At 54.7% G+C, this 25,112-nt stretch carries 16 protein-coding genes and 1 pseudogene; 10 read left to right on the top strand and 7 right to left on the bottom strand.

Going from position 1 to position 25,112, the window contains the following annotated elements; genetic code table 11:
* Positions 1 to 31: 31 nt before the first annotated feature.
* The 5 genes from ABJD39_RS13585 to ABJD39_RS13565 form a co-directional block, all read right to left on the bottom strand.
* A complete protein-coding gene (locus tag ABJD39_RS13585; protein ID WP_348609732.1) occupies positions 32 to 1,102 on the bottom strand; it encodes an HNH endonuclease in 1,071 nt (356 codons plus the stop codon).
* 186 nt (positions 1,103 to 1,288) lie between these two features.
* Positions 1,289 to 1,957 (bottom strand): hypothetical protein, encoded by a 669-nt coding sequence (locus ABJD39_RS13580; RefSeq protein WP_348609730.1) that lies wholly within the window; start codon positions 1,955 to 1,957, stop codon positions 1,289 to 1,291.
* Complete coding sequence (locus ABJD39_RS13575) at positions 1,954 to 2,928, bottom strand: hypothetical protein (RefSeq protein WP_348609727.1); 975 nt, start codon at positions 2,926 to 2,928, stop codon at positions 1,954 to 1,956. Before ABJD39_RS13575 ends, ABJD39_RS13580 begins: the two co-directional genes overlap by 4 nt.
* Entirely contained in the window at positions 2,925 to 3,581 is a 657-nt protein-coding gene (locus tag ABJD39_RS13570; protein ID WP_348609725.1) for a hypothetical protein, read from the bottom strand. Before ABJD39_RS13570 ends, ABJD39_RS13575 begins: the two co-directional genes overlap by 4 nt.
* A 128-nt stretch (positions 3,582 to 3,709) precedes the next feature.
* Positions 3,710 to 4,669 (bottom strand): hypothetical protein, encoded by a 960-nt coding sequence (locus ABJD39_RS13565; protein WP_348609722.1) that lies wholly within the window; start codon positions 4,667 to 4,669, stop codon positions 3,710 to 3,712.
* A gap of 715 nt (positions 4,670 to 5,384) precedes the next feature.
* Here ABJD39_RS13565 and ABJD39_RS13560 point away from each other — a divergent pair.
* From ABJD39_RS13560 to ABJD39_RS13545, 5 genes and pseudogenes are all read left to right on the top strand, one after another.
* On the top strand, positions 5,385 to 5,615 hold the full coding sequence (locus tag ABJD39_RS13560; RefSeq protein WP_348609719.1) for a transcriptional regulator: 231 nt from the start codon (positions 5,385 to 5,387) through the stop codon (positions 5,613 to 5,615).
* Between the two features lie 151 nt (positions 5,616 to 5,766).
* On the top strand, positions 5,767 to 9,090 hold the full coding sequence (locus ABJD39_RS13555) for an ATP-binding protein (RefSeq protein WP_348609717.1): 3,324 nt from the start codon (positions 5,767 to 5,769) through the stop codon (positions 9,088 to 9,090).
* Positions 9,087 to 9,683 carry a DUF7680 family protein gene (locus ABJD39_RS13550; protein ID WP_348609714.1) on the top strand — a complete coding sequence of 199 codons (597 nt, stop codon included), beginning with the start codon at positions 9,087 to 9,089 and terminating at the stop codon, positions 9,681 to 9,683. Before ABJD39_RS13555 ends, ABJD39_RS13550 begins: the two co-directional genes overlap by 4 nt.
* A pseudogene (locus tag ABJD39_RS15070) lies at positions 9,680 to 9,817 on the top strand (hypothetical protein); the annotation flags it as partial. The gene ABJD39_RS13550 and the pseudogene ABJD39_RS15070, both read left to right, overlap by 4 nt.
* A gap of 237 nt (positions 9,818 to 10,054) precedes the next feature.
* Positions 10,055 to 12,556, top strand: coding sequence for a DUF1156 domain-containing protein (locus ABJD39_RS13545; RefSeq protein WP_348609711.1), 2,502 nt, complete (start codon positions 10,055 to 10,057; stop codon positions 12,554 to 12,556).
* A 75-nt stretch (positions 12,557 to 12,631) separates the two neighbouring features.
* On the opposite strand, the gene ABJD39_RS13540 is transcribed toward ABJD39_RS13545, so the two are convergent.
* Entirely contained in the window at positions 12,632 to 14,284 is a 1,653-nt protein-coding gene (locus ABJD39_RS13540; RefSeq protein WP_348609709.1) for a macro domain-containing protein, read from the bottom strand.
* A 260-nt stretch (positions 14,285 to 14,544) separates the two neighbouring features.
* Between ABJD39_RS13540 and ABJD39_RS13535 the strand changes: the two genes are divergently transcribed.
* Both ABJD39_RS13535 and ABJD39_RS13530 read left to right on the top strand, forming a co-directional pair.
* The gene (locus ABJD39_RS13535) at positions 14,545 to 14,997 is read left to right on the top strand and encodes a hypothetical protein (protein WP_348609707.1); all 453 of its coding nucleotides are present in this window, start codon (positions 14,545 to 14,547) and stop codon (positions 14,995 to 14,997) included.
* Positions 14,978 to 16,039, top strand: coding sequence for a hypothetical protein (locus ABJD39_RS13530; protein ID WP_348609704.1), 1,062 nt, complete (start codon positions 14,978 to 14,980; stop codon positions 16,037 to 16,039). Before ABJD39_RS13535 ends, ABJD39_RS13530 begins: the two co-directional genes overlap by 20 nt.
* Here the strand turns inward: ABJD39_RS13530 and ABJD39_RS13525 are convergent.
* A complete protein-coding gene (locus tag ABJD39_RS13525) occupies positions 16,024 to 18,210 on the bottom strand; it encodes a hypothetical protein (RefSeq protein WP_348609702.1) in 2,187 nt (728 codons plus the stop codon). The two genes, ABJD39_RS13530 and ABJD39_RS13525, sit on opposite strands and share 16 nt — an antisense overlap.
* Before the next feature lie 125 nt (positions 18,211 to 18,335).
* Between ABJD39_RS13525 and ABJD39_RS13520 the strand changes: the two genes are divergently transcribed.
* The 3 genes from ABJD39_RS13520 to ABJD39_RS13510 all read left to right on the top strand — a co-directional run bounded on the left by ABJD39_RS13520 (position 18,336) and on the right by ABJD39_RS13510 (position 25,061).
* On the top strand, positions 18,336 to 22,268 hold the full coding sequence (locus ABJD39_RS13520; protein WP_348609700.1) for a helicase-related protein: 3,933 nt from the start codon (positions 18,336 to 18,338) through the stop codon (positions 22,266 to 22,268).
* 252 nt (positions 22,269 to 22,520) lie between these two features.
* Complete coding sequence (locus tag ABJD39_RS13515; protein WP_348609699.1) at positions 22,521 to 23,687, top strand: metallophosphoesterase family protein; 1,167 nt, start codon at positions 22,521 to 22,523, stop codon at positions 23,685 to 23,687.
* A 387-nt stretch (positions 23,688 to 24,074) separates the two neighbouring features.
* On the top strand, positions 24,075 to 25,061 hold the full coding sequence (locus ABJD39_RS13510) for an HNH endonuclease (protein WP_348609697.1): 987 nt from the start codon (positions 24,075 to 24,077) through the stop codon (positions 25,059 to 25,061).
* Positions 25,062 to 25,112 lie beyond the last annotated feature (51 nt).

The following is a 25,112-nucleotide window of genomic DNA, read 5'->3' as shown; positions in this document are numbered from 1 at the left end:
GGGTCCAAGTCCTGACCCCCACGGACGATTACTACAGCGTTTGTTCTACCTCTCGCAGCGCATCAATTGCGTGCCGCAAATGTACGCTCAGTTCCTCATCAACACCGTTCTCACTCACCGCTTGATCAGTATCCGCCACACCCCCATTCGAGCCACGCGCCTCGGGATTGGTCTCAGTCGTCCCCCATGTTTCTGTCCGGCCCAGCGAGTCCGCGTCCTGTTTGGACACTGCGTCAAGCCGCTGCTGTTCATCACTGTCCTCCGTAACTGTGTCCGTCGTTGTGGGACCCCGGTCCGACCGTTCGCTGTCGGTCGGCCGTCCCCCGCGGCTGAACGCGGACAAGGGAAAGTCGTACGCACAGGCGCGCTTCTGCTTGTTGAATGTCGTGCGCCGCGAGACACCGAACACCTCGATAACGTCGTTACGATCACACCCATGTTCGAGTGCCTGCCGGACCTGCTCGTCCTCCATGCGCTGGAGCAACAATTGCGGATCGTCCGGGATGTGTCCGCGCGCCGAATTCTCGATCTGCTCGATGAGCCCCCATTCCCCAGTCTCCACGTCTTTATCGACGATCTGGCGGTCGCGGGTTTCGACGAGATTGTCCAGCCCCATCAGCACCCACAGCCGTTCACGAACCGCTGACACGGACAGATCCGTCGGGACCCCCGAGACGATATCGCCAGTCCGAGCCGGACCCTGATCCGCCAAGTACCGCAGGATCTCGATGTCCTGCGCGAGCAGCACGCACTGGTCTGCTTCCGTGAGTTCGACTGGAGAGTCCTCCGGGGTGGACTGCTGGTGCAGCCAACTGTGACACGACCGACACAGCAGCGTCAGATTCTCCAAGTCGTGCTCATTCATCTCGTCCGGGTCGCGTTCGATGTGGTGGACATGCAGCGTCGCTAACCCGCCCTTCTCCGGGCCACGCCGCCCGCACGACTGACACCGATACCCGTACTTGGCGAGCACCTCCCGCCGGGTCTCCGGATCGACTGTCTCATGGCACTTATGCGGACTCCGCTGGTCCGACGGATCGTCGGTGCTCGACTCATCTATACCGCTTGCATCCTCGTGACTTCGTGATTCTGTCTGCGTCATTCGTTACGTCGCTGGGTCGTTCAGTTGTTCAGCGCTGCACCGCGCGAGGGAGTCGTGGAGTATCGCTTCAATCCGCCGTGGTACCTGCGCGATTACCTACCGGGACCCAACTACGAGTCTGGCGGCACGACACAGCCACGGACACGGGCACTCCGCGAGACGTGGACAGCCTGCTCTCTGAGCATTTTAGATCGACCTCGTTGGAGTCAACGATTTTACCTTGAATTCGGATTTGCTACAGTACCGCTCTGTAACCTGCCCGAGCGCCCGCGTCCGCAACACGTCCGCCACATTGTGAAGGACAAGCTCAGCGAACCGTCCGTCATCGAACGCTGTAACGGCTTCCGCACTGTCAGTGAACGGATCCACGTTACTGTACGCCCCGTCACACAACACGTCGTACGCGGTCACGAGCCCGTTGTGCTCGTCGTCATCAACGGTCGTGTTGAATCGATCCGTGACGAGCGGTAGCACGTCCGCGTACGGCACCTCCACGAACGGCCACGCCACATCTAACTGAGCGTACCTCGTTCGGAGGAACGGCAGATCGAACCCGCCGTTCCACCGCTCACCATTATACGCGACTAACAGGACGTCCTCACCGGACAGTCGCTCCTCGACGAACCCGACTACCGCTGTCAACAGTTCATGCTCAGACGGGTGCGTTGAGACATTCACCAGCGTCTCCGTTGCCTCCTCGACCGCGCCCTCCACTCCCGTCGCTGCCCGTCCGTCAGTCTGTACGAACACGCGAACACCCATCGGTACCGCGAACCCGACAACCGTCACCTCATCATCGACGTCGAACCCGGTCGTCTCAATGTCGAACGCGACTTGCTCAAGCGGGTCCGTCATCGCGCACCCCCACCGCTACCGCCCGCTGCGTCACGCTCACTGCCACCACTACCACTCGCAGTGACACGCTCCTCAACGCGATCCCCAGCAGCGGGCCGCACTCGGAATTCACCAAACCCGTACTTCGCGTGCGACCCAACGCGAAGCACGCCGTTCACCGCCGTCTCCACCGCACCACTCCCAGCGTACGCCACGCACTGCCCGTGATCCGCCACCCCAAGCACGTACTCGTCACCGCCATCGACCAGCCGCGTCTCCCGCCGCCGCACCCCCACATCCGAAACGTCCCACCACCACGGCACCGACTGATCATCAGCCCCCGGATACTCCGTGGTCAGCACGTACGGCGACACCAACTCCAACTCGTACGCGTCAGCGTCACCGAGTCGCGTGTAGTCGAGATCCTCAAGCGTCACTACCCGAGTGTCCGCGATCGACACCTCCCCGAACCCGTAATTCCGACCGCCGCCGACCCGCACTCCATCCAGCACGTCCTCCGCCACCGGCACGACCTCGTCAGCACCGCCGTCGTGCAAGTACGCGTGCACGTACCACTGCATCGACCGTCGCCGATTCCGCTGCCCTTCAGGCTTCCCGAACCAGCACATCGGGGCGAACACCTCTCGACCGCCGTACTGCTGCACATCCAGCACGTTGTGCGCATCCCGCGGGCGCGACTCCAACAACCACCGCTGCGCCGCATCACGGAACACGAACAAGTCATCGTAGGATTCGACGGACGGCAACGACTGCCCGATCTTCCCCGCATACCCATCCTGCGACGATACTTCAGGGTACTCACCGTACTCCCCGGGCACGAACACGCCGTGACTCACCTGTAACTGCTCGCGGACCGCGTCGTCGGCGACCTGTCGAGCAATCGCGTTGAACAGCGCGTGCCCCGTTACGAAATATGGATGCCCGAAGTACGGCGCCTCCATCTCGAACAACACCTGCTGAATCATCGTCATCGCGGATCACCACCCATCCCATTCGTCGCCGCGACATAGTCCTCGACCAACTGCAACGCCACCGACCACGACCGAACCCGCCGCAACTGCGCATCCAACACACGCCACCGCCGCTCACCATCCACATCGACCGGGAGTTCAGGCAGCCGACTCCAGACGTCAGCGAACGACCGTGTCGGCGCCCCACCCAGCGTAGCCGCCGACCGATCTCCCGGGGCAGCCGTCACTCGTAACGACACTGGTCCCGTGTTCAGCACCGTCCGGTGCGGCGTCACCGCCTCGTTTGAGTCATCGACGACCAAGGAGAGTTCCTCGAACGCCGCGCCAGCGCGATAATTCGACAGCAACGCCGCCGTCAGCAGGACGTGATACTTCAACGACGTGTATGGGTAATGCACCGCTTCGTTGAACATCGCCGCCACGTTGGATCCCAGCCACGCCGCGTGCGCTGCATCCGGCTCCTCAATCGTCACCAGATCCCGCACTGCGTCGCTGAACGCATCCACGCTTGTCTCCTTGGTCACCGCCTCCCCGGTCAGCAGCGACAACCGGAACGGCGACTCGTGAGCAGGCACCGTCTGCTCCGGGTCACCACGCGGCCGACTCAACAACGCCGCATCCGCGTCCGCCCCGCGCGGCACCGTCTCATTCACACGCTTCCCAGCAATCTCCCCACAAGCCGCAGCGTGAGACCGCCCCCGCAGCTTGTGCACATCATGCCGATACACCGCCAACATCGGTGCTGCATCCGTCTCACCGCTAGCATCTGATGCGGCTGCCGTCACGACCCATCACCTCCCCGCGACGGCACCGACACGTCCCCGTCACGCGCCGCCGCCCGTGCCTGAAGCGCCTTAACGAACTCCGGCCGACACTCCGACCGCCACACCTCATCCTTCTCCTCCATCGCCGATGTCACCGCCTTCGCCCGATCAAACACACGCCGCACCTCCCGCTCCGAGTACAACGGATTCACCACCCACGCATCCGCGATCCCCGCACCGAAATTCCGCGCACCACCCACCTGAAACGCGAACTCATCACTGTGCGCGTCAAGGAACGACACAGCTTCGACGAGGAGCCCGACGAACTCCGGCTTCAGCTCCCGGAGCGTCAGCTTCCACGTCCCCTCAACATTCCCAAGCACGTCGCGCTGAGCATGGCGGAGCGGCTGCCCGCCGTCCTCGTCGTTCCGGGAGCGCACCTGGTTGGAGAGCTGCCGAAAGTGCGCCTCCGCCTCGCCATCGAGCACATCCACGTTCCGCCTGATCGGGGAGAACGACACCGGACGACGCAACAACTTCCCCGGCTGGTCGCCGAACCCACCGAACAAGTCGTAGATGACACAGCCTGCGTCGTGGTCATCCAAGCACGCGCCTTTTTGGTGATACCCCGACTCAAGATCACGCTCGTACGTCTCCGCACGCATGTAGTCGGCGTTCGATTCACCCGGATGACACGCCGTTGTCCCAGCAACCTGGACAACTTCCTCACACCCATGTCGCAGCCAGCCACTCAACGTGAACGGTGAAATTTGCCCCTCTATCTGATTCATCGCATCATCCGCCTCGTACCGATCCGCCGACGCATGATGACGATCCGTAACGACACCATCACCCGGTGCGAGCAGCCCGATCTCCAACCCGACATATACATCCGGAAACAGCGTCTCCTCGACGTCCGACAACTCAACCTCAGCGTCAAGCTGCCCCGTCACCCACTCCGACTCCCTCGTAGTCATCGCTGACCACCCCACAACGCGCCGCACCCCATGTCATCATTCTGCCCTGCACGACGCCACACCTCGCCCTTCGACACTTTCACCCACGACCGCTGCTCCTCCTTCCCATCCGAACACAGCGCTAAATCCACACTCACACCAGCGCCGCTCGGAACGTTCCGCGCCGACTTCGTTGATTCCTCGCTCACTGCCACTACATCTGGAGCTAACAGTACCGGCCACGACGACTGCGTCGCCACATCAGAACACCACCCGACACGGCCTTCGACCAGTAATTCACGAACGCCCAGTGTGAACTCCTTCGGTGGCTCGTGCTGTCCATCGCTGCAAACCACGTGTCCGACCTGAAACATCACCTCTCCAGCCGGTCGAAACACGTACACAGCAACCGCATCTCCCTCGTTAAAAGAATAGCCGCACGATTGACACGTCGCGACCCCTTCCCCGAGTGAAATATAATTTATTTTATGTATATCTTCAATCAGCGATCTGTCGCCGCCTTCTTGTGCATCAGACTTTGAGCGTTTCATGGGTTCCTGAGTCGTCATTCAGAACCCAGCCTGGGTGCTGCAACACCTGGGCACTTCTGCCGGTTAGTACCCACCGGCTGAGTTCACATCCATCAGTCCAGCGTCTAATGGCATAAGCCTTTGGACATTTGACTAATGGTCTTGCACCCAGTAGCCATATGTAAAATGGCATCCTCGCCATTACTATGGGAGAGCGGGATCGGGACGAAAATAGCGGGAAATTTACTGAAGAGTACCCTCCCCAGAAATTCTTAGGAGCTTTGGCTGAACTCGGCTCAAGTGGCACGACTGATATTGCCGATCACGTCGGTTGTGACCGCCGAACTGCCTATTTGAAACTCAAATCACTCGAAGAGAGGGATGAAGTTCGAAGTCAGAAAGTAGGGAATTCCCTTCTCTGGGAATTGGTTGAATAGCAGTCTATCTCAAGACACGGTGGGAGGGAGTAACAACTGCGAATGTGCTAACATACTCGGATTGGGTATTGGAGAGAGAAACACCCGAGGAAGTAGCGTCTTTCGGCAGTTGGAACCTTTATCATGATGTGCCGTACACTCCTTGTCATACATGAGTACCCAGAGGGAAGAGATCATATCGCTCTTTGAGGCATGTCAGCCTCGATCCGACGTCATTGATGGGACGTTAGAGGAAGAGCAATTCGCTGCGAATCTGGCTACCGTTGCACATGAGCCGGATGAAGCAGCGTCGGTATACCGTAATACAGACGAGTTCTTTGAAACAACATATCCTACCGAAGGTCTCACAACTCTGCTAAGCAATCTTTCTGGTCGATTTCTGAATGCTGACGGTCGTGACTCCCATGGCTATAAGAGCAGTATTCTCTGTCTCGACACGACCTTCGGAGGTGGTAAAACTCACCAACTGATCGCTTCCTACCATCTTGCTACAAACCCATCTGCAATCGGTGACCTCACGAGGTTTGTAGACAAGGACGACCTCGCTTCAGATTACTTGGCTGCCGTCGATCAGGGGCTTGACGTGAACACTGCCGTCTTCGTCGGTGGGCACGTTGACGCCCAGAGCGCTCGAAGTAGCCGGTCTGACCCAAATGCGCCCGACACGAACACGATCTGGGGCGAAATCGCGTATCAGCTATTTGGAATCGAGGGCTACCGGGAAATAGAGAGCTATGATCGGGACTACGACGTCCCTGGTACGAACACGCTGAAAGATTTACTGGAACTCAATGATCAGCCTTCTCTCGTCCTCATCGACGAGATTGCGGAATATCTTGAAGATGGCTCTTCAAAATCTCTCGGAGACGCTACTCTTGCGAGTCACACGGTTTCATTCATCAAGAAGCTCCTCACGACCGCAGCTCAAGACGACTCGCTGACCGTGATTTACAGCGTTGCAGACTCGGCGTTTTCTGATGAGGCAGAGGAGATTCGCGGAATTGTCGATGAACTCGATCAGGTCGTCGTACGCCAACAGAAGATCATCACCCCAACGGGTGAGACAGAGGTTGGAGCAGTCCTTCAACATCGTCTATTCGACGAGATTGATTTCGATGTGGGTGGCGAGATCGCAGAGAAGTACCTCAAATTCTACGACGAGGCGCCTCGGCAATTCCCACAGGAAGTGAACAGCGACCAATATCGGGAGAAACTTGAGCGGGAATTCCCGTTCCACCCAACAGTCACGGAGACACTCACGGAGAAGATCGACACGATCCCGGACTTCCAACGGACACGGGGAGCGCTCAAACTTCTCGGACGCGCTGTCCATTACCTCTGGAATCACAAGCCAACGCAGTATGACCGTCACTTTGTTCGTCTGCATGACCTGACACCAGCAGACGATGCACCAGACGGTAGTATTCGAGCGACGCTCAATCAGACTCTCTTCGAGTTCGTTGACCTGAGTGCTGCGGTTACTGCTGACATCTACAACCGCGATGGTACCGCACACGCTCAACTCGAAGACCAGAAATGGACCGAGAAGGGCATCCCGCCACTCGGGTCACACATCACGACTACTGTCCTCTGGAATAGCCTCGCCTTCGGTGAACAGGCGTCGGGCGTCTCTCGGCGTGCCCTCAACGAAGCTATCGGACATCCTGAGGTCTCCTTCGACCACTACGATAACGCGCTGAAAAACCTCGGCGGCGACGACATGAACGTCGCCTGCTACTACCTTTATGATGAGGACCAGATCCGGTTTAAGGCGGAACCGAACCTCATTCGGATCATCGACCAGCGGATTCAGAATACCGCTGAGGAGCAAGCCCGTAGTCGGTTCGAAGCCCGGCTAGAGCGCGAAGTCGGCAGTGGTGGGTTCAACATCGAGATGTTCCCCGAGGAGCCCGCCGACGTCGGCGACACGGCTTCGCGACCGACGCTCTCCGTGATGCACATGCTGACAGCACCAGTTCGGACGAAGCGAGGGGAAGAAACGGAAGTCCCGGACAAGATCCAGCAACTCTACGAGAAAACGGCCGCGAAACACGGCGGAAAGATCCAGAGTCGATCGCACAAGAACTATGTCCTGTTCCTCGCTCCCGACTCCGAGCTGTTGGAGAACGCCATTAATCAGGCGACTCGTCTGGAAGCCATTGAGGATCTCCGCGACGATTCTCAACAGACTGCAGACCTCTCCGACGAGCAGCTCCAGGAACTCCGTGAGCGCGAAGACGAAGCGCGTGGACTCCTCGGGGAGAGCATTCGGAACGTCTATCGGCATCTGTTCTACGTCGGAGACGACGGACTCACACACGTAACGATCACGTCGGTGGACGCGGGTGGCGGCACAAAGCTCGTTGACGCGGTTCGGGCGACGATGGAGGACATGAACCGCATCATCCGGGACGACGACGAGCCCAAGGGCAAGGTCTGGTTCGAGCAGAAGCTCTGGCAGAGCCAGAAGGTTCGGATGACGACCGGAGCGCTCGAAGCCCAGTTCGCCCGGAAGCCGGGGCTGCCCTTCCTCTTAAGTACGAAGCCGCTGCGAAAGACCATTGCTCGAATGGTCTCCGATCACGGATACGCGTACTGGGACAGCGAAACGGGAACCGCCTACTGGAACGCACAGAGTCAGCCCGAGAACTGGAACCACGGCCGACCACTTCCTGACTCGCCGGACGTTACGACGTCGATCACCGACTCACAGGTCAAGATCGGCGAGGAGTACGAGCTGTTCGATAGCATCGATGCTCTTCTCGAACAGCACGGCGACGAGATCGAACCGCCGAAAGCCACGGAGTGTGACAGCTGCGGTGCGGAACTGCCAGAGGATAGTCCGCACTCGCTCTGTGAAGAGTGCCGGTCGCAACCCGCGGAGTGTAGTGACTGCGGGAAGACGATTCAGGGAACGACAAAATCGGACGAGCCGATCAAGTGCGAGGAGTGCCAGAGAACCGGTCCGAAGCCCTGGAACAAATCGACCGGATCGATGAGCGCGAAGCGAGCCTTCAGCGAAGTCCGGAGTCACGCAGTTTCGCAGGCAGGTGGCGATTCGACACCCGGTGTATCGTCGCTCATCATCGACATTGAGGGCGACGAACCGTTCAAACACGGCTCGTTTGTCGCACAGCGCTCGCCTGTGAAGTCCCGGAGTGAGAATGTGACGGTGGACCTCACCTACAAGAGTCGAGCCGATATGGGCGACGGCGACGCCAACTTCAGCGCGGACTTTAACGGCCCGCTGGAGGCGTTCACGACGCTCAACCAGAGTCCTGAGGGGTTTAGTAACCGTGCCGGCGGCGAGAAACGTATAGAACTCAAGTTTAAGTGGCAGGTAGACAAACCCGAGGCTATCACGGACGAAGAAGACGATATCCTGGCCGAACTTAGTGACGAGCTGGACGGGACGAATATCACTGTCCGTGTGCAGGCGAAAGGCCCGAGCGACGTTGAGGAGGACGAAGGATGAGTATTCAATACGACGAAGACCAGACAGAGTCGTTCGCGCTCGGGAGTAGTGTTTACGGTGGGCGTCCGACGTTTGCCCTCGTACGGGACGAGGGCGGTAACGACGTGATGTTGACGCTATACGAGCTGCTGCCAACTGGACAGGCTGACGCTCGACGTCGCCGCCTCGAACGTCGTCGCCAGCGAGCTTCAAAAACGATGCCGTTCAATGAGGTTATCGGCGACGATGTCGATGGCGTCGATGAATGGACTTGGGACGAATGGGTTGCTGTAAAGGTTCGCCGCTTGTCTGGTGCCCGTCTGCGGAGCATCCTTCAGATGATCGAAGAAACGCTTCGTGGTAGCAAAATCGACCCGACCAAAATCACACGAACCGGAGATGCATCGATATTATTGAACGAGTCAGCAGGCATCCGTTTAACTCTCGGATTCATCGGTGTGAAACCCTTACGGAGAGTAGACCATATGCGGTCGCTTTCTCGGGGAATATCACAGATGAGTCTTGAGGAGTGTTATTATTGGCATGCCAAATGCCGTTCCCCGAATAATCCCGGTGGAGCAAAAGCACTGAGGACACTATTAATTGAAAAATGACAAACAATAACAACACACGTCGAAAGTTGAAAATCCAGGGGAATCTTCCTCTTAGGACTGTAGGCATCGAAACACAGCGAGAGCGTAAGAATTACTCCGACCTCCCCCCACAAAATTACATTCATGTGTGGTGGGCGAGACGTCCCACTCCGGCTACCCGTCTCGGAGTACTTTCCTCTGTACTACCCGACGAAGTTGATGACGATACGTTCTTGGAATGGCTAGGAATTAATCCAGATAACCGGGCTCCGGAGGATAGTATAGATGAGCACGTCCGAAAAAAGCACGCAAGCGAAGACACTCGTGATGGGCTTATTTATGAGCACTATGGCTATCGGAAGGCGTATAAGAATTTACCTGACGGAGAGAGTATGGACGCCCTCCACGATTGCGTGAGAAATACTTGGGATGGGGACTTACCGACGATCCTCGATGCAACGGCAGGAGGGGGATCGATTCCATTTGAGAGTCTCCGATATGAGTTCCCCACGGTTGCAAATGAACTGAACCCAGTAGCCTCCGTAATTCTCAAATCAGTACTACAGCACCCTCGTGTAAATGGGGATCTGTCTGAAGATATTGAGAAGTGGGGTGACAAATTGAATGAACTCTCCCGAAATAATCTTTCAAAGTATTTCTCAAGTCCGGACGATCAGGTCCCACTTGAGTATTTATGGGCTCACACGATTGATTGCCCAGATTGTGGGTTAGAAATCCCTCTGACACCCTATTGGTGGGTCGATAAAGAATCTGGTAGCGAAGGTGTCGCCGTTCGTCCCTCAGTCTCTGAAACCTCTGATAACGTCGAATTTGAGGTGGTTCATCTTCCAGATGAAGTCACAAAAGACGAATTTAATCCTACAGACGGAACAGTTTCGTATGGAAAGGCAATCTGTTCCCGGTGTAATGTAACGATTGAGAGTGATGAGGTAAAGGAACAATCCCAATCAGACGGTATGGGATATCAACTCTATGCAATCCACTTCGAATATACTGATACTGCACACCGCGAAAAGGCAGGTAGCCGTGCATTTCGCGCACCAACTGAAGAAGACAAAGAGGCTTATCACCGCGCAGTATCGGAGGTTGAGTCAAATCCTGAGTTAGCTACTTTTCTTGACATCCCCATTCCAGAGGGAGAGGAGACAAGCAGAACCAGCCGGCATGGGATTGATACTTGGCAGGAAATGTACTCTCCCCGGCAATTACTCACGAACTACACATATTGGCAATCCTTTGAAGAGCTGAAGCCAAAGATCTTGGCCGAACACGACAAACCGAATGCAGAAGTAATTCTCACCTTTTTGGCCTTAGCTGCGGATAAAGCATTCTCCTTGAATTGTCGTCAGTCAAGATGGGATGCCTCCGTCCCTAAGTTAGCGCAAATTTTTGATAGACACGACTTTGCGTTCAAGTGGTCATTTGGAGAGAGTAATTTAACTGCCGAAGGGCTCGGGTATGACTGGGTTTTAGATTCAATCGTAGAGGTCTATGAGGAATTGAAAGAACTGTCTGGTCACAGCAATGCGAACGTACAGGTAACCCAAGGAGATGCCCGGACTCTCCCATTAGACGATGAAGAGGTGGAGGCGATCGTTCTTGACCCTCCATATTACGATAACGTCATATATTCTGAGTTATCTGATTTCTTTTATGTATGGCTAGACAAGCACCTGAATGATGTGTATCCAGAATTCTTCACCCAAGAGCTGACAGAGAAGCATGATGAAGCGGTTGCGAATGCGTCTAGCTTCTCAGATATAGCTGGTGATCAATCTGCTCAAGAATTAGCAAAAGAAGACTATGAATCAAAGATGGCGGGGATCTTCGGAGAACTCCACCGTGTTCTTGATCAATCCGGTGTCTTTACGCTTATGTTCACGCATAAAAAGACTGAAGCGTGGGACACTTTAACGAATGCGTTGATTGATGCCGGCTTTGTGGTAACTGCTACTCATCCTGTCTCAACTGAGAACCCGAATAGCTTACACCAAGCTGGTAAAAATGCGGCGGAGAGTACGATTCTGCTAGCAAGCGAGAAACGACAGGAAAGGACGGATGAATTCACGCTCTGGAGTGATATCCAACGAGAAACGAGAGAAGTTGCTCGTGATAGAGCAGCCGAAATGGCTGAAGAAGATATTGACTTCCCGAAAGTTGATATAATCCTTGCTTCATTCGGCCCAACTCTGGAGATATTTACTTCGAATTACCCCGTAGTTGATGACGAAGGTAATGAAGTCTCACCACAAACTGCTCTTGATGAAGCTAGAGCGGCGGTCAGAGATTACTTCATCGACCGCCATCTGAATAAGGGAGTTAGAGATGTCGATCCTAAAACTGAATGGTATATTCTCTCCTGGTTAGTCTTTGAAGCGCAGAGATTCCCGTATGATGAAGCACGAAGGTTAGCTATCGGAATTGGTGAAGATCTAGACACTCTAAAGAAGACTAATCGTATGTGGCGGAAACGTAGCGGAGATGTTCTCCTTCGCCCACATAGCGACCGAGTACAGGATATTAATAAGAATCCCTCGGACCGTTCCGGTCGGAAGCCAGTTAACCCCGAATCCCTCTCGTTCTCGACAGCGCTGGATAAGGTACATGCAGCTATGCATATTTATGATGTGCAAGGGTCTACAGAAGCCTGGAACTGGCTGAATGAACGGAACTGTGGTTCGGATCCCTCTTTCAAGGCCACCTTAGAGGCTCTTCTAAGAGTACTTCCACACGATCACGATGACTGGAAACTTGCCCGAGACTTGGCTGCGGGTCAAACAGGAGACCTCTTGGACCTAGAACTGGACGCAGATATCTTCAGTAACACCAAGGCCGGCGATGACGAAAAACAAGGGAGGCTAAAAGACTTCTGAGACCACCTTTTCTTATTATCGGCTCCCTGATGAAACATTATTGTCACCCGGAAGCACTCTAAGTGGCACTATAAGTCATTCAAGGAATTTTCTGCATTTCATCGCAGTTGTCTGGAGTGAATTCTTACTGAGATTACCATAGACGACATCTTCGGCCAGATCTAATGGGATGTGCAGTTCGAAAATCGCTTGAGAGAAGGCATGAGCGATGACTTCGATCCGGTCAATTTCTGTGGTTTCCATAGTATCACTCATGGGGTGATCGAAGTCGAGGTGACTCATCGTCTCCACCATGTATTCTACTACGCGAAGAGTAGTTTGCAGACATAAGTCAGTGTAATCGTCAGCCGTCTCTATCCGATCTCCGGGTACTCGATACCTGAGTTTGGCGGTGGTTTCGTTTTCCTCTGTGTCCACCGCTAGTTCCAGAATATCGCTGTATACGGAATCGCGGTGTTCGAGTCCCCGAAGGACCCCGATCAAAGAATGCTCTCGATTGTATAAATAGCGGTCGAGCTTCGGATGGTCCATCGCTGCACGACACCCACCTATCTGTGAGTTGAAGCTCTTGAACCAGGCAAACCACTGCTCGGGCAGAGTCCGATCCTCGACGAACTTTGATTCGGCCTCCTTCATCTGTTCTACCGCTCTCTCCGGCGGTCCGTAGTCTTCGAGAGTCTGTTGGGAGTCATCTCGGTCGTCGAACTCGGTTATCTCGCCGGAAAACGGATCGAACGTGACCCACTGGTAGATTTCCCAGTCGGAAGGCGAACCGGACTTATCGCCGCGCTCCAAGTGGGCCGAGAGTTTACTTTCGAGAGGGTCAGAGAACTCCTGGTCAATCACATCTGATCCTGAGTCAGAGAGGGTACTCTCCATAGCACGTCGATCACTCGCGTTCCTGGCTACCATCCTCACACAGATTGGAGGAGAGACTCGGGAACTGCGTATGCCAGCCGAAATCGCTGACGAAGCGGTCTGCGCATCGAGACCTCCTGCGCCAGCACCGATGAGTGGAAGCACGACCGACGGTAGTCGGAGATCAGCTACCTGGTGAAGACCGTTCTTCACTGAGCGTTGAACGCTTTCCTCGGTCGCTCTGTCTCCATCTTCAGCTGGAGTGGCTGCAACGAAGACGAGGTATGAATATTGAAGGTCGAATCCACCGGTGACGACGACGTCGCCGAGTTGAAGCGGAGCCTTCGCTCGAACGAACTGACGTAACGAATGCTCGGACGCATCGCATACTGCGCCTGCAACTCCACCGTCGAGTGACGGATCGCTAGTGATGCCGCAGATGAGCGCATCTGCACTCTCCTCTAAGATGTCGTTCTCAATGACTCTCGCCGTTACCTCCTCTCCCGATGAGCCTTGAACCTCAGAGTGTTGCCTGGTCTCTCGCCCTCTCTTGGGTGGGTCTGGCTGGTTGAATGTATGGATCGGACCGGAGTCGTCGTAGTGGGTGTCGTAGAACTGGTCGTAGTTGTCGCAACCGAGGGCATCACGCTGAGATAACCACCCACCCATCTTGTACCGGCGGAAGCAGCGAATCCCATCGATGAATACTGGGTTGTCTCCCTGTCGAGCCGGTACTCCTGGTTCTGATACAGCCCGGCTATCGCAGTCATCACAGACGGGATTGGCATAGATTGTGTGGGGAATCCCGTTAAACGTATCACCACAGATGGAGCAGAAGTGAGGATAGTCGTCCGGGACTTCGTTAGTCATGGGTAGTATCTGTCGAACTACATATTTACTTCTTTCCCGGACTGGCTCAGAGAACGGTGGAGGGGTTCTCGGTGGCTTTCGCCTGCTCTAGAACCTAGTCATGAATTCAGTAGACAGCACTCTGATCGAAGAAGGGATCTCTGAATGGAAATCCCGCCCGTAGAGTCCCCAGATGGCCGTTACCGATGTTAGCGCATCTCCTGGGGTTATCAGATGGCGAAAAGTTATTGTGGCAGACCCACTACGTTCTAGCCCAGACTATGTCGCTCTGGCGAGCAAAGCGGAAATATGAGGCCAATCAGGGTCTCAACGAAACCGCCGACGACGCTTTGCTAGCCATCGCTATACTACAAAGCGAGAGCGACGAGTTCGGAGTGTACACATCACAGGAAGTGGAGGAGAACCTGAAGGATGGCTGTGAGATCTTACAGGGAATCCACGACGCTATTGAGAACCCAAACGAGGTTTCAAGTTATTACCTCGCGTTAGCGGATCACCTTCGAACCACGGGTCGCAAGCAGACGACCAATCAGTTCAGCCGGGATCTGGAAACCGCCACTACCGCGTTGGCGGAGTCTTCTGAGAGTCTACGATGGGAGTCTGGGTTGAACAAAGCTAAGCAACTCCTTCAGCGAGTCGAAGAGTTCACGTCGGAAACTTCTAAACGGAATGTAGATCATATGAGAGGGAATCTTGCTGGAGGAGCTCGCTAATCGACGCCTGACGAGGCTTGAGAGTCAGTTGGATCAGCTCCGTAGTGACCTCTTAGAGCTAGATTCGGGTCTTTCTGACGAGGAGAGCGAGACGTTCCTTGAACCGGTCGAGAATACGCTCGAAAGAGCGAAGACACGCCAAGAGGCACTTGCACAGGCATCAGAAGACTCAGTGCCAGACTTCTATGATCGATACGTCTCCGCGCTCGACGACCTCGATGTTCGTCTGGATAATCTCCACGAAATAACGGGGTACATCGAACTCCACGCCCGTCAACGCGCGGAGGACACAGAGATGATCGACGATATCAGCGAAGTGTGTTCGGAAGTGAGCAGTCCTCTGAACGTCTCTATTACCGTACTCCCGACGATCTGGGAGTCATACGCGATATTCCCTCTACAAGAGAGGGGTGGTGAAATTTACAGTCTCTTAGCACCTCGTCATGCGAACCCGAGACAGTATCAACCTTTGTTGGCACATGAATTGGGTCACGCACTCTTCGATCAAGTCGGGAAGGATCGTGCGTATCACGACCGGATGTGGGAGATCGACGATGAATGGGGAGGAGACAGGGGAGATTTCGCCGAGTACTGGGATGAGTGGTACACAGAGTTCCTCTGTGATGCCTGTGGTGTCCTCACTTTCGGCCCTGCCTATGTCTATGCGATCTCGGATTACTTGCATAACCAACGACCGTATAACCTCTTCACCGAACACCCTCCGAACGCCCTCCGGCTCAGATTCATAAACCAATTGGCGAGGGATGTGTTCCCAGATGACGCTTTGGAGATGGTTCAACCGGTATTGAGCTCGATAGACGGCCACCTGAACAACCAAGGGCAAAACAAACCGGAGGACTACGATAGTTACGTCGCGGAGGAATTATTGGCTCTGATCAGCGACGCCGCTCAGCGGGAGGTAGACAACGAACTACCGAGGATAACGGAGAAAGCCAACTCCGATGAATCTCCTGAAGAGATCGACTCAGAGATTAGATATCGAGTGAAAGTGAACCGCAAGTGGGCTCAGAAAGGTGGGTAGCGGACTCGACTGCACTTTTCGAAGATTTCGTTGAGTTCCTTCGGGATCTTGGTCGTCACCGGCGGCTTCATTTTCATCATCGGCGAGCCCCAGTTCAGGAAAGACAATTTGAAGACATCTTCACCGATAGCCGTGATGTTCTGATCGTGAGATCCGACTCGTCTCTTACACAAGATCGGTTTGGGTGTTCCTTGGTGAATCTGAGGCTCACCGAACGTGGTCACTAATATGTGTTCACCGTCTAATTTAGCGTATCCACCTGTGTCCGGCGCACAGCTACCCCGTTTTGAGAACAATCGATAGGGGTGGTTCTCGATGATTTCAACCGCTGACCACGAAACATCGCTGTGAACGTATTCTTGATCCTGAAGCGCAGGAAGTTCTGATGACAGCGTTTCCAGCTCCGCGTCTCCGAAATTACCGTTACGATGAATGTCGAGTGACTCGATTGGGCGGTTAAACGCTGAGCTGGCCGCTTTTAGACTCCGTTGGATAATCCGCTTGGCAGGGTATCCCTCGGAAACAGTACTGCTACCCTGACCGAGTGGTTCTTCCGTCTGATAGAGAATCCTGCCGTCCCTTCCATCGATAGCAACAGCGGTTGCCGTCGTGGATCGATCTCCAGCGACGCTAAGCCCCAGGTACACATCTGAATTGAGGTTGTTTGCGAGACCAAACGGGTACGCACCCAACTTAACGGCGAGTCCACAAGCCGTGTTGAAGATGACATCGTCAGATGCACCCTGATGTTCGGAGTAGGTCGATGTATTCACGTACTGGGTTGGTGCGCCTCCGAATGCATCGATGATTTCGTAATATTCGTCGCCGTCACCCTCAATGAGACCGAGGACGCCGTCGATGGAGTCCCCGAACTCAGCCACCCATTCGTCGAACTCTACTTGGTCAGTGTAGCAAATACGGTGGGGGTCGGATCGGATTTGGACTCCTCCGATCTCGGAGAGCTTGTCCTGAATATCTCGATAGAGGTTTTCGGCTCGAGTCTCTTCCCCCTCCGGATAAACGAGTACGATCTCAGATAGCTTCCTCTGTGACTCCCAGAACCCGTACTCCTCAAGGTAGTCACGGGTAATCCAGCGCCAGTTTCCAGGATGGACTTCTTGGCTCGTGTCCACAGCGTTTGGCGCGCCAGTCGAGAGGACAGCTTCGTTCCCGAACGCTAAGTCCGGGTAATCGAAGTCACCCTGTTCGGTTGGTCTCACTCCGTCATCGCTGACTGACACCTTCTCGTCTTCGACCTGAATGTAGTGAATTCGACCGGTGAAATTCTGAATGGCTTTTTGCCGTTCTTTTGCAGATAGGGCAGCCTCACTGGTCAAGCGGCGGTTCAGTTCTTCGGGAGATGCGTTCAACAGCGAAGGGGCGGTATCGTACGGATCGCTGTTTCCGAATCGAATTTGGACCAGTGGTTCGTCGGGGTCTATCTTGTCTGCCCATTCGCTCCCGTATTCCCGCTGTGCGAATTCAACGACAGAGAGCATTTCATCTCCAAAGTCGATAGTTTTGTCCGAGACTTTCTTTTCCGTCGAAATACCGTGAAGCGTACACTTGGTGGGTTCAGGTCGATCAAGCCTGAAATTCTCTCCACCGTACTTCTCGATGGCTTCCTCGACCCCTTGGTGGTTGATTCGGTCTGCGAGCGACTCACGACTGATGAACTTAGTAACCGATCTCACCACTAACTGCGGGCTGTCGTGGAATTCGACACTGTGCGAAAAACCCGTGTACACGTCATACTCATCGACTTTACCGCGAGGGGAAGGATAGAATAGGGCGTCTGCGTCCTCGTGGTACCAGAAGTCCTGGTAGTTCGTCATGTACCACCGGACAGAGTCAGAGATCGCTCGTTGGAGGACCATTCGGTCCCAGAAAGACGATGGATCCAACGTTTGGGTTGTGGTATATCTAGCACTCGTACCACTACTCGGAGATTCGATTGTTTTCCGTTCGCTCGCGCCTATGACGGCAATGTACCAATCTCCATCCTCCGCTTGTTTCCACTTTTGCGCTTTTCCCTCCAGTCGCTGCTCAAAGCTCCTCTCTAACCCCCCGAGAATCCGGTAGGAATCGTTTGATGGCTGTGGGTCTACTTTGTAAAGATCCGCATCGATATCCGGGACGTCTAACTCAAACGCGTTGAGAGAGTACGCCATCTGATAGCTAGACACTGCGCTGAAAATGATAAATACTTACTCATACATCGAAACTGACGAGACCGTAGCCCAGTGCTTTTGCGCCCGTCTTTTATAACAGATAGCGCTCAATATGGATTCAACGAATGCAGGGTTCCCTACGCGAATATAATTGGCAGTCGATATACGAGAGTCAACCAAGTGAAGACGTTTCCTACCTGATCGACGAGTTCTACGTACCGGCATTAGAACGGAGTAATCGGTACGACCGGATTGCAGGCTACTTCGATAGTGGTTCCCTCGCCGCTGCCGCTAACGGGATCGAAGCGTTCGTCGAGAATGACGGAACGATGCGACTTGTGGTTGGAGCCCAGTTGCAACCAAAAGACCGTCCGGTTCTCGAAGCTATCGCGGATGATCTCAAGGACTCATTGGAAGAACTGGATGACGAAGAACTCGATACACGACTGCAGTTGCTCGCTTGGTTGCTCCGTGAAGATCGACTCGAAATCAAAATCGCCGTGCCGAAGCAAGGAGAGTGGGGAATCTTCCATCCAAAGCTCGGAATCTTCCACGACGGTGACGATACGATCTCGTTCGAGGGGAGCATAAACGAAACAGCTGGTGGGTGGACTCGAAACTACGAACGTTTCAAGGTCCACCGATCGTGGGAAGACGGTCAAGCTGACTACGTGGACGGTGATCAAAATTCCTTCAGACGGTTGTGGAAAGACAATCACGAGTTTGTAGACGTATACGATCTTCCCGATGCTCTGCGGGAGGAGATCATCGACTGGAAAGCGCCGGATGCGGGTACAGATATCCACACCGTCGTCGAGCAGCTCCAGAGTCCGGACGAGCCGACTGCAGCTGACAAGGGAATGATCCTGGCTGACGGTGCCCAAGCACCCGGTGGGATCCAACTCGCGGAAGAGGCAAGCACGATCGATCCGTGGCCACACCAGCGTGTCGTCTCCGACACGGCAGTCAACACGTATCCGAATTCATTCCTCCTGTGCGACGAGGTCGGACTGGGGAAGACTATCGAAGTTGGACTTACCCTCTCACGTCTCGGTTTGACTGGGGAACTCGAAAATAGTCTCGTGCTCGCTCCGGCCAGCCTGGTTGTTCAGTGGCAGGAAGAACTTTGGGAGAAGTTCAATATCAACGCATTCCGCTACGAACGAGGAAGCGACTACGATTACGCATTCATCGATCCGTTCGGCGAAGAGCATCCTGTCCCTGGTGCTGCCGATCTCGACATCGATGCTGACCGCAGGGATGAAGCGTGGACGTCGAGTCCGCTGTGGCGGTTTGTTCACACGCAGAAGGCAGAACCAGGTCCTACGGTTGTCATTATGTCTTGGCACACGGCTCGTCTGACCGACCGTTGGGACCAAGTGGCACCTGCTGATGAGGGAGTCTCTCGACGTCGTGGAGACATTCCAGCGAGCTGTCGCGGCCGAGAAACCGGAGCCCGTGAAGGAGTCTGGGACGCTGTCGTCGTGGACGAGTCACACAATGCTCGTCAGGGGAGCAATTTCTACAACTTCCTCGAACGGTTGAGGGACCACACGCACTGTTACTATCTCCTCACGGCAACGCCGATGCAGCTACACCATAGAGAACTCTACGATTTGCTAACGCTGCTTGATATCCCGGAAGCCTGGGATGACCGCGACAGGTTTGTTGAGTTCTTCGAAACTCGCCAAGCGTTGTCCGGCGTTCTAAGCAGTGAACTTGATATTTCAGGGCGCTCGCCATCGTCGAAAACGTCTCAAGCGACACTCGAGGGGACGTTCCAAGACCAGTTCGACAGGTCGCCAGAGTATGCCGACTTCGTGCTTGAGGGGATGGTCGATGAGCTTGGGTTGGAGGATGAAGGTCGGGGTGTGGCGAAACAGAGATTGCTCCAAGCGTGTAACTTGGCGCGGAGCTACGGGGAGCAGTACAGTGATTACCGTGAGAAAGTAGATGATACGATAGAGGAGCGCATAGATCCGTTCGGTGCGAATGAGGACACGAAGCTCAAGCGGCTGCTCTATCCAGAGGTCGTACTCGATTCGGAGATGATCATTGCGTCTAGAAAGGATCGACTGGATGCTCTTGACGAACTCAGCGAAGAGGGGTGGCGCGTTTTAGAGGATGTATTCTCTTGGGCGACACCGATAGATGCGTGTATCCATCGGAATACGCGCGACACGCTTCGCAAATACCGTAAAGTTGGATTACTTGATCAGACTGTTCCAACGCGGAAGCCAGAGCGGCGTCGTATCGAGTTGAATGATGAGACAAGGCAAGTGTACGACCGGATCGACGAGTATACTCGTACGTTCTACAAGAAGGCACAGCAGTCGAGTGAGACGGAAACACAGGCGATTGGGTTCGTAATGACGACGTATCGCCAACGGCTTACGAGCAGTGTCTATGCGATTTCGGAGAGTCTCTCTTCGCGCCTCGAAAAGCTCCGAAAGCAGCGAGACATTCTAGAGCGACGGAAGCGCATTCGAGATGACTCTGACGCGGATCGGCAGGCTGCGCTGGATGCACTGAGCGAATTTGATGAAGATGAGATTGCGGAGATGGAAGACGCAGGCCAAGATGTTCTGAACGTAGATTTGACGGAACTTGCTCCTAGTCTCACTGACGAAGGTATCGGGCTTCTTGAGGAGGAAATCGATGAGCTGGAGTCGTTCATTCATGAGGTCAAGCAGATTGATAGCGACCCGAAGATGGATCAGCTCTACGAAGACCTCGATATGCTTGATCGGCAGGGTCGGAATCGAATCATCGTGTTTACCCAATACAAAGATACGATGCACTTTGTCCGCCGTGAACTCCGTTGGAGATACGGGGAGAATATTGCGTGCTATTCAGGAGATGGCGGCGAGGTGTACGACGAGGACGCCGATACGTGGCGGAATGTCGGGAAAGAACGCGTGAAACGTGAGTTCGCTGATGATGATGGTGACGTAGACATTCTTGTCTGTACAGACTCCGCCTCAGAGGGTTTGAACCTTCAGGAATGTGGGGCACTCATCAACTACGATCTCCCGTGGAATCCGATGCGGGTCGAACAGCGTATTGGTCGTATCGACCGTATTGGACAGCGATACGACGAGGTCATTATTCTCAACTACAGTTATGAGGATACTGTCGAATCCGATATATATGACAGACTGGATGATCGGATCGGTCTGTTTGAATACGTTGTCGGGGATATGCAACCGATTCTCTCTAGTGTCGGTTCGAAGATTCGCCAAGCTACGATGAAGGAGGGTGTGAAATCCGGAACTAAGGAATATGATGACCTAGAGCGAGATATTGAGAAGGACATTGATGAGCAACAACATGACGATGACCCGATTGAACTCAAGGACTCGCTGGCGGACTTAGACAGCGAGACACCTCTCCGTGATCAGGTTATCCGTGAGGCGCAGCTGGACGCGTGGAATACGTACTCCCATCCTGATCTGGGAGAAGTTGGACACCCAGATGAAGCAGAGGATCCGGTATATTCGATTGAGTCAGTTGAGTCAGTATTCGTAGCTGACGAAGGGCTCGCTGAACTCGGAATCACGTTTGAGTCGCTCTCTGAACTAGACACGGACTTTGAGTTTGACGCGGAGTCCGATGAGAAGTCCATCTACTGTCTTCGGTATCCGAAGGATTCACCATTGAGTCCCCGGGCAGGAGAGGGAACTCTTGCAGAGAGTATCGCTGAACACTATGACGGGATTGGAGTGACATTTTCCTCGAAGACCTCTGATCAGTATCCTTCTCTTCGCTATCTTGCCCCGGGCAGTCCGTTGTTTGCCTGGCTTGCGACGCAAATGAGGCAAGAACGTGGTGAGTCAGTCCTATCGACGACAGCCTACGGAATGAATCCCGATCAAGATACTGGACAAACCTCTCAGAAGCCCTGGATAGTTTGCGGATGGTCGAAAGACGGGGACGACGAAGAGCATCTTGTTGTTCTCTCCGAAGAGGGCAACATCGTCGATTCGCATGATGTTGTGGATAGCTTGGCAGATTGGGCTGATGAGTTTGTGGAAAATCGAGCTAGCTTGTCAGATTAGCCTGTAATCGATTGATCCTATTTCGGAGGATCTAACAACGTCGTCTTAGTGCTTCTATGAGTCACATAGTTATTACAGGTCGGTACTCTCTGAGTGCAGTATAGATGGGATCTGGAAATGAGCTGGTTGAGCTGTATGATTGTCTTTCTGTGCTGTATGATTCGCTGCCGGGTGGGACGGCGTCTGAGTGGGAACTCGCGGTGAAGTCGGTACTATTTGGAGACGGGTTGTTGGCTGCGGAGGCGTCGTGTTATGGGAAACAGCAGAAGGACCGGAATCGCAGTAAACGGGGGGGACTATGCCCGCCGACAGGGGAATGGGGAGCGGATTACGGAGTTTTCGGCGATTGCGGTGGCGGAGCCGCGGCCGGAGGATCAGCGGTATATGCCGTCGGGGGTGGTGTTGCCGGTTGCGCCTGTGTCTGGGGAGGTGCTTCCGGTGATGGTGTCGGCGGATGAGGTTGATCGGGCGATTTCGTTGCTTGCGGAGTTCCCGGCTGAACCGGCGGCTGATCGGCCGGGTGACGGTGTTGATGTGTTGTTGGACCCGGACCGTGTTCACTTGGCCCGTCTAAATGCTGGGAAGGCGCCCACAGATGACAGTACGACGGTACTGTTTGTGAGTGATACGCATCTGGGGTATGAGAATCGGGTGGAGACGGGGCGTGGGAAGAAGGTGTCGTGGATTGGAGATATTTCGAGCCGAGAGACGTTCGATCGAATCGCGCAGATTGCGATAGAACAGAGTGTCGATGCGGTCATTCACACGGGGGATATTTTGGACCACGAGGTGGATGCGGTGACGCTTGATGCGGCTGAGTCGAGTTTTGCGACGTTGTCACAGCTGGAGATTCCGGTGTACTGTATTATCGGGTCGCACGATCACGACTCGGCGAACCCGCAGCACACAGGCTCTGTTGACGGGATTGCCTGGCTCAAAACTCAGGTGGGTAAAGGCCATGTCACAGAGTTATCCACGGATGCGACGCCAGTTGCTGGCGAATCGCTTGCTGCGTATGGTATCTCCGCGGGGAACGTAGGAATCGACGACATCGGTAAGTACCACTCACGACACTGGAGTCCATCCAGTATCGCGTTTGGCGCGTCGTCATCAGGGCCGAACGTGCTGTGTCTCCATGATGGATTGACCCCCTATCGTGGAGCTGACGCGGATGTCGATTTGGAGCGGTTACTCGCACAGTCACGCGTGTCATTCGACTGTGTGTTGATCGGCGATGAGCACCGACCGAGAAACAAAGATTTCGACGATGGGTATACGTTCGAGACGAGTGATGGGACGGCGGTGTTCTACACTGGACCGGCGGTACGGATTAGTGAGCCGTACTGTGACCGGGACGCGTTCGTGACTGAACTCACGATCTCTGAGGGGGGCGTCAAAGCGACTCGGCATCCGGTTTGAGCGCGTGATTTCTTGGGACTCCAGTGGTGATTGGCAATCGGTTCGTGTCGTCTGGTCGTGTAGCGGTTAGGAGTTCTCAGAGGGAGATTGAGTAGGGTTGATATTCTTGATGAGATGGGTCCAGATTATCGTGAGTACCACTGGAGGAACGGGCGATTTGTCGTAGTGTTCCGTGATGATGCGGATGTAGTGAGTGATGCTCCGTGAGATGCGCAGCTGTATCGGGTTGCGTTTGACTCCGGTGAAGAAGCTGAGTTCTGGTGGCGAGACTTGTGGCCACTAATTGATAGCTCACTAGAGGCGTAATCGGAGAAGTGCTTTCGACACTCGGTCTGGATTTGTTCTGACGGGGAAAGGATCATCATCCGGCTCTGTCACTGTTTGTTCATGCCTTCGGATCGACTTCGCAGTATTGTTCCGATGTTTGGTGGTGGGACGCGGTATGTCGAGACGTTGAATGCGGTTCTCGAGTTTGTCGAGTCGTATCAACCAACGACGGATGAGTTCGTTGGGTGGCATCGGGGGTCGTTTTCGAATGTGTCGAGTCGGGAGTCGATTATGCAGCGGGTGCGGTATTTACAGCAGGTCGGGTTCCTTCGCCAGGCGGACGATCACTGGGAGCTTGGTGATGCTGGTCGAGAGTACGCTGAGCAGGGTGATGTGTGGACGTTGCTCCGGATCATGTGTGGTCGGAACGTCGGGCTTCGGAGTCTGCTGTATGCGTTGGTTGCTGGCTCGATGACGCTCGCAGCGGTGAGTGAGCAGCAGCTCGATACGCATCCGGAGTTAGGGTGGAGTTCTGGGGAGACGGATATGGCGAAGCAGCGGGTGAATTGGCTGCGGAGCATGGGGGTCGTCGAGAAGCGGGGCGACGAGTACGCGTTAACGGAGGATGGCCTGCAGTTCGTTGAAAGTGCGGTGGTGGAGTGGGCTGATTCGGACTGGACGTCGTCGGTGAGTGACTCTGGGATGCGTGCGGGGACGTACGAAACGACTGTCCACGCACGGTCGGTCGATCCGGAGTTCCGGGCGACCGTACTGTCTCGACATGACCGTACGTGCCCGGTTTCCGGGGTGGATCATCCCGGTTTGTTGGACGTGGCGCATGTCCTGTCGTGGAGCGATTATCCGGAACTCAGGGCTGATCTTTCGAACGTGTTGCCACTCAGTAAGACGCATCACGCGGCGTTCGATCGGGAGCTATTCACTATCGATCAGGATTACCGGTTGTGCGTGAATCCGAACTTCGAGACGCAAAGTGATGTGCTCCAACGGACGATTATCGACCGTGCAGGAGACCAGATCTCGATTCCGGATGATAGCTTGAAGGCGCAGTATGTTGCGCAGCACAACGAGGCGTTTGAGTGGGTGTGAGTGAGAGGAACTGGTTGAATAGTGGTTGCGGCGTCGTTAAGGTCAGGCGTG

This window comes from Halobaculum rarum (genome assembly GCF_040025155.1).
Lineage (GTDB): Archaea > Halobacteriota > Halobacteria > Halobacteriales > Haloferacaceae > Halobaculum > Halobaculum rarum.
This window is presented reverse-complemented; position numbering and strand designations above follow the sequence as displayed.

What these genes read in the sequence shown, in the direction of transcription:
- ABJD39_RS13535 (WP_348609707.1), top strand. Translation starts at nt 14,545, where the DNA reads ATGTCGCTCTGGCGAGCAAAGCGGAAATATGAGGCCAATCAGGGTCTC.
- ABJD39_RS13520 (WP_348609700.1), top strand. Translation starts at nt 18,336, where the DNA reads ATGCAGGGTTCCCTACGCGAATATAATTGGCAGTCGATATACGAGAGT.
- ABJD39_RS13560 (WP_348609719.1), top strand. Translation starts at nt 5,385, where the DNA reads ATGGGAGAGCGGGATCGGGACGAAAATAGCGGGAAATTTACTGAAGAG.
- ABJD39_RS13510 (WP_348609697.1), top strand. Translation starts at nt 24,075, where the DNA reads ATGCCTTCGGATCGACTTCGCAGTATTGTTCCGATGTTTGGTGGTGGG.
- ABJD39_RS13555 (WP_348609717.1), top strand. Translation starts at nt 5,767, where the DNA reads ATGAGTACCCAGAGGGAAGAGATCATATCGCTCTTTGAGGCATGTCAG.
- ABJD39_RS13540 (WP_348609709.1), bottom strand. Translation starts at nt 14,284, where the DNA reads ATGACTAACGAAGTCCCGGACGACTATCCTCACTTCTGCTCCATCTGT.
- ABJD39_RS13575 (WP_348609727.1), bottom strand. Translation starts at nt 2,928, where the DNA reads ATGACGATGATTCAGCAGGTGTTGTTCGAGATGGAGGCGCCGTACTTC.
- ABJD39_RS13515 (WP_348609699.1), top strand. Translation starts at nt 22,521, where the DNA reads ATGGGAAACAGCAGAAGGACCGGAATCGCAGTAAACGGGGGGGACTAT.
- ABJD39_RS13545 (WP_348609711.1), top strand. Translation starts at nt 10,055, where the DNA reads ATGGACGCCCTCCACGATTGCGTGAGAAATACTTGGGATGGGGACTTA.
- ABJD39_RS13550 (WP_348609714.1), top strand. Translation starts at nt 9,087, where the DNA reads ATGAGTATTCAATACGACGAAGACCAGACAGAGTCGTTCGCGCTCGGG.
- ABJD39_RS13565 (WP_348609722.1), bottom strand. Translation starts at nt 4,669, where the DNA reads ATGACTACGAGGGAGTCGGAGTGGGTGACGGGGCAGCTTGACGCTGAG.
- ABJD39_RS13585 (WP_348609732.1), bottom strand. Translation starts at nt 1,102, where the DNA reads ATGACGCAGACAGAATCACGAAGTCACGAGGATGCAAGCGGTATAGAT.
- ABJD39_RS13525 (WP_348609702.1), bottom strand. Translation starts at nt 18,210, where the DNA reads ATGGCGTACTCTCTCAACGCGTTTGAGTTAGACGTCCCGGATATCGAT.
- ABJD39_RS13580 (WP_348609730.1), bottom strand. Translation starts at nt 1,957, where the DNA reads ATGACGGACCCGCTTGAGCAAGTCGCGTTCGACATTGAGACGACCGGG.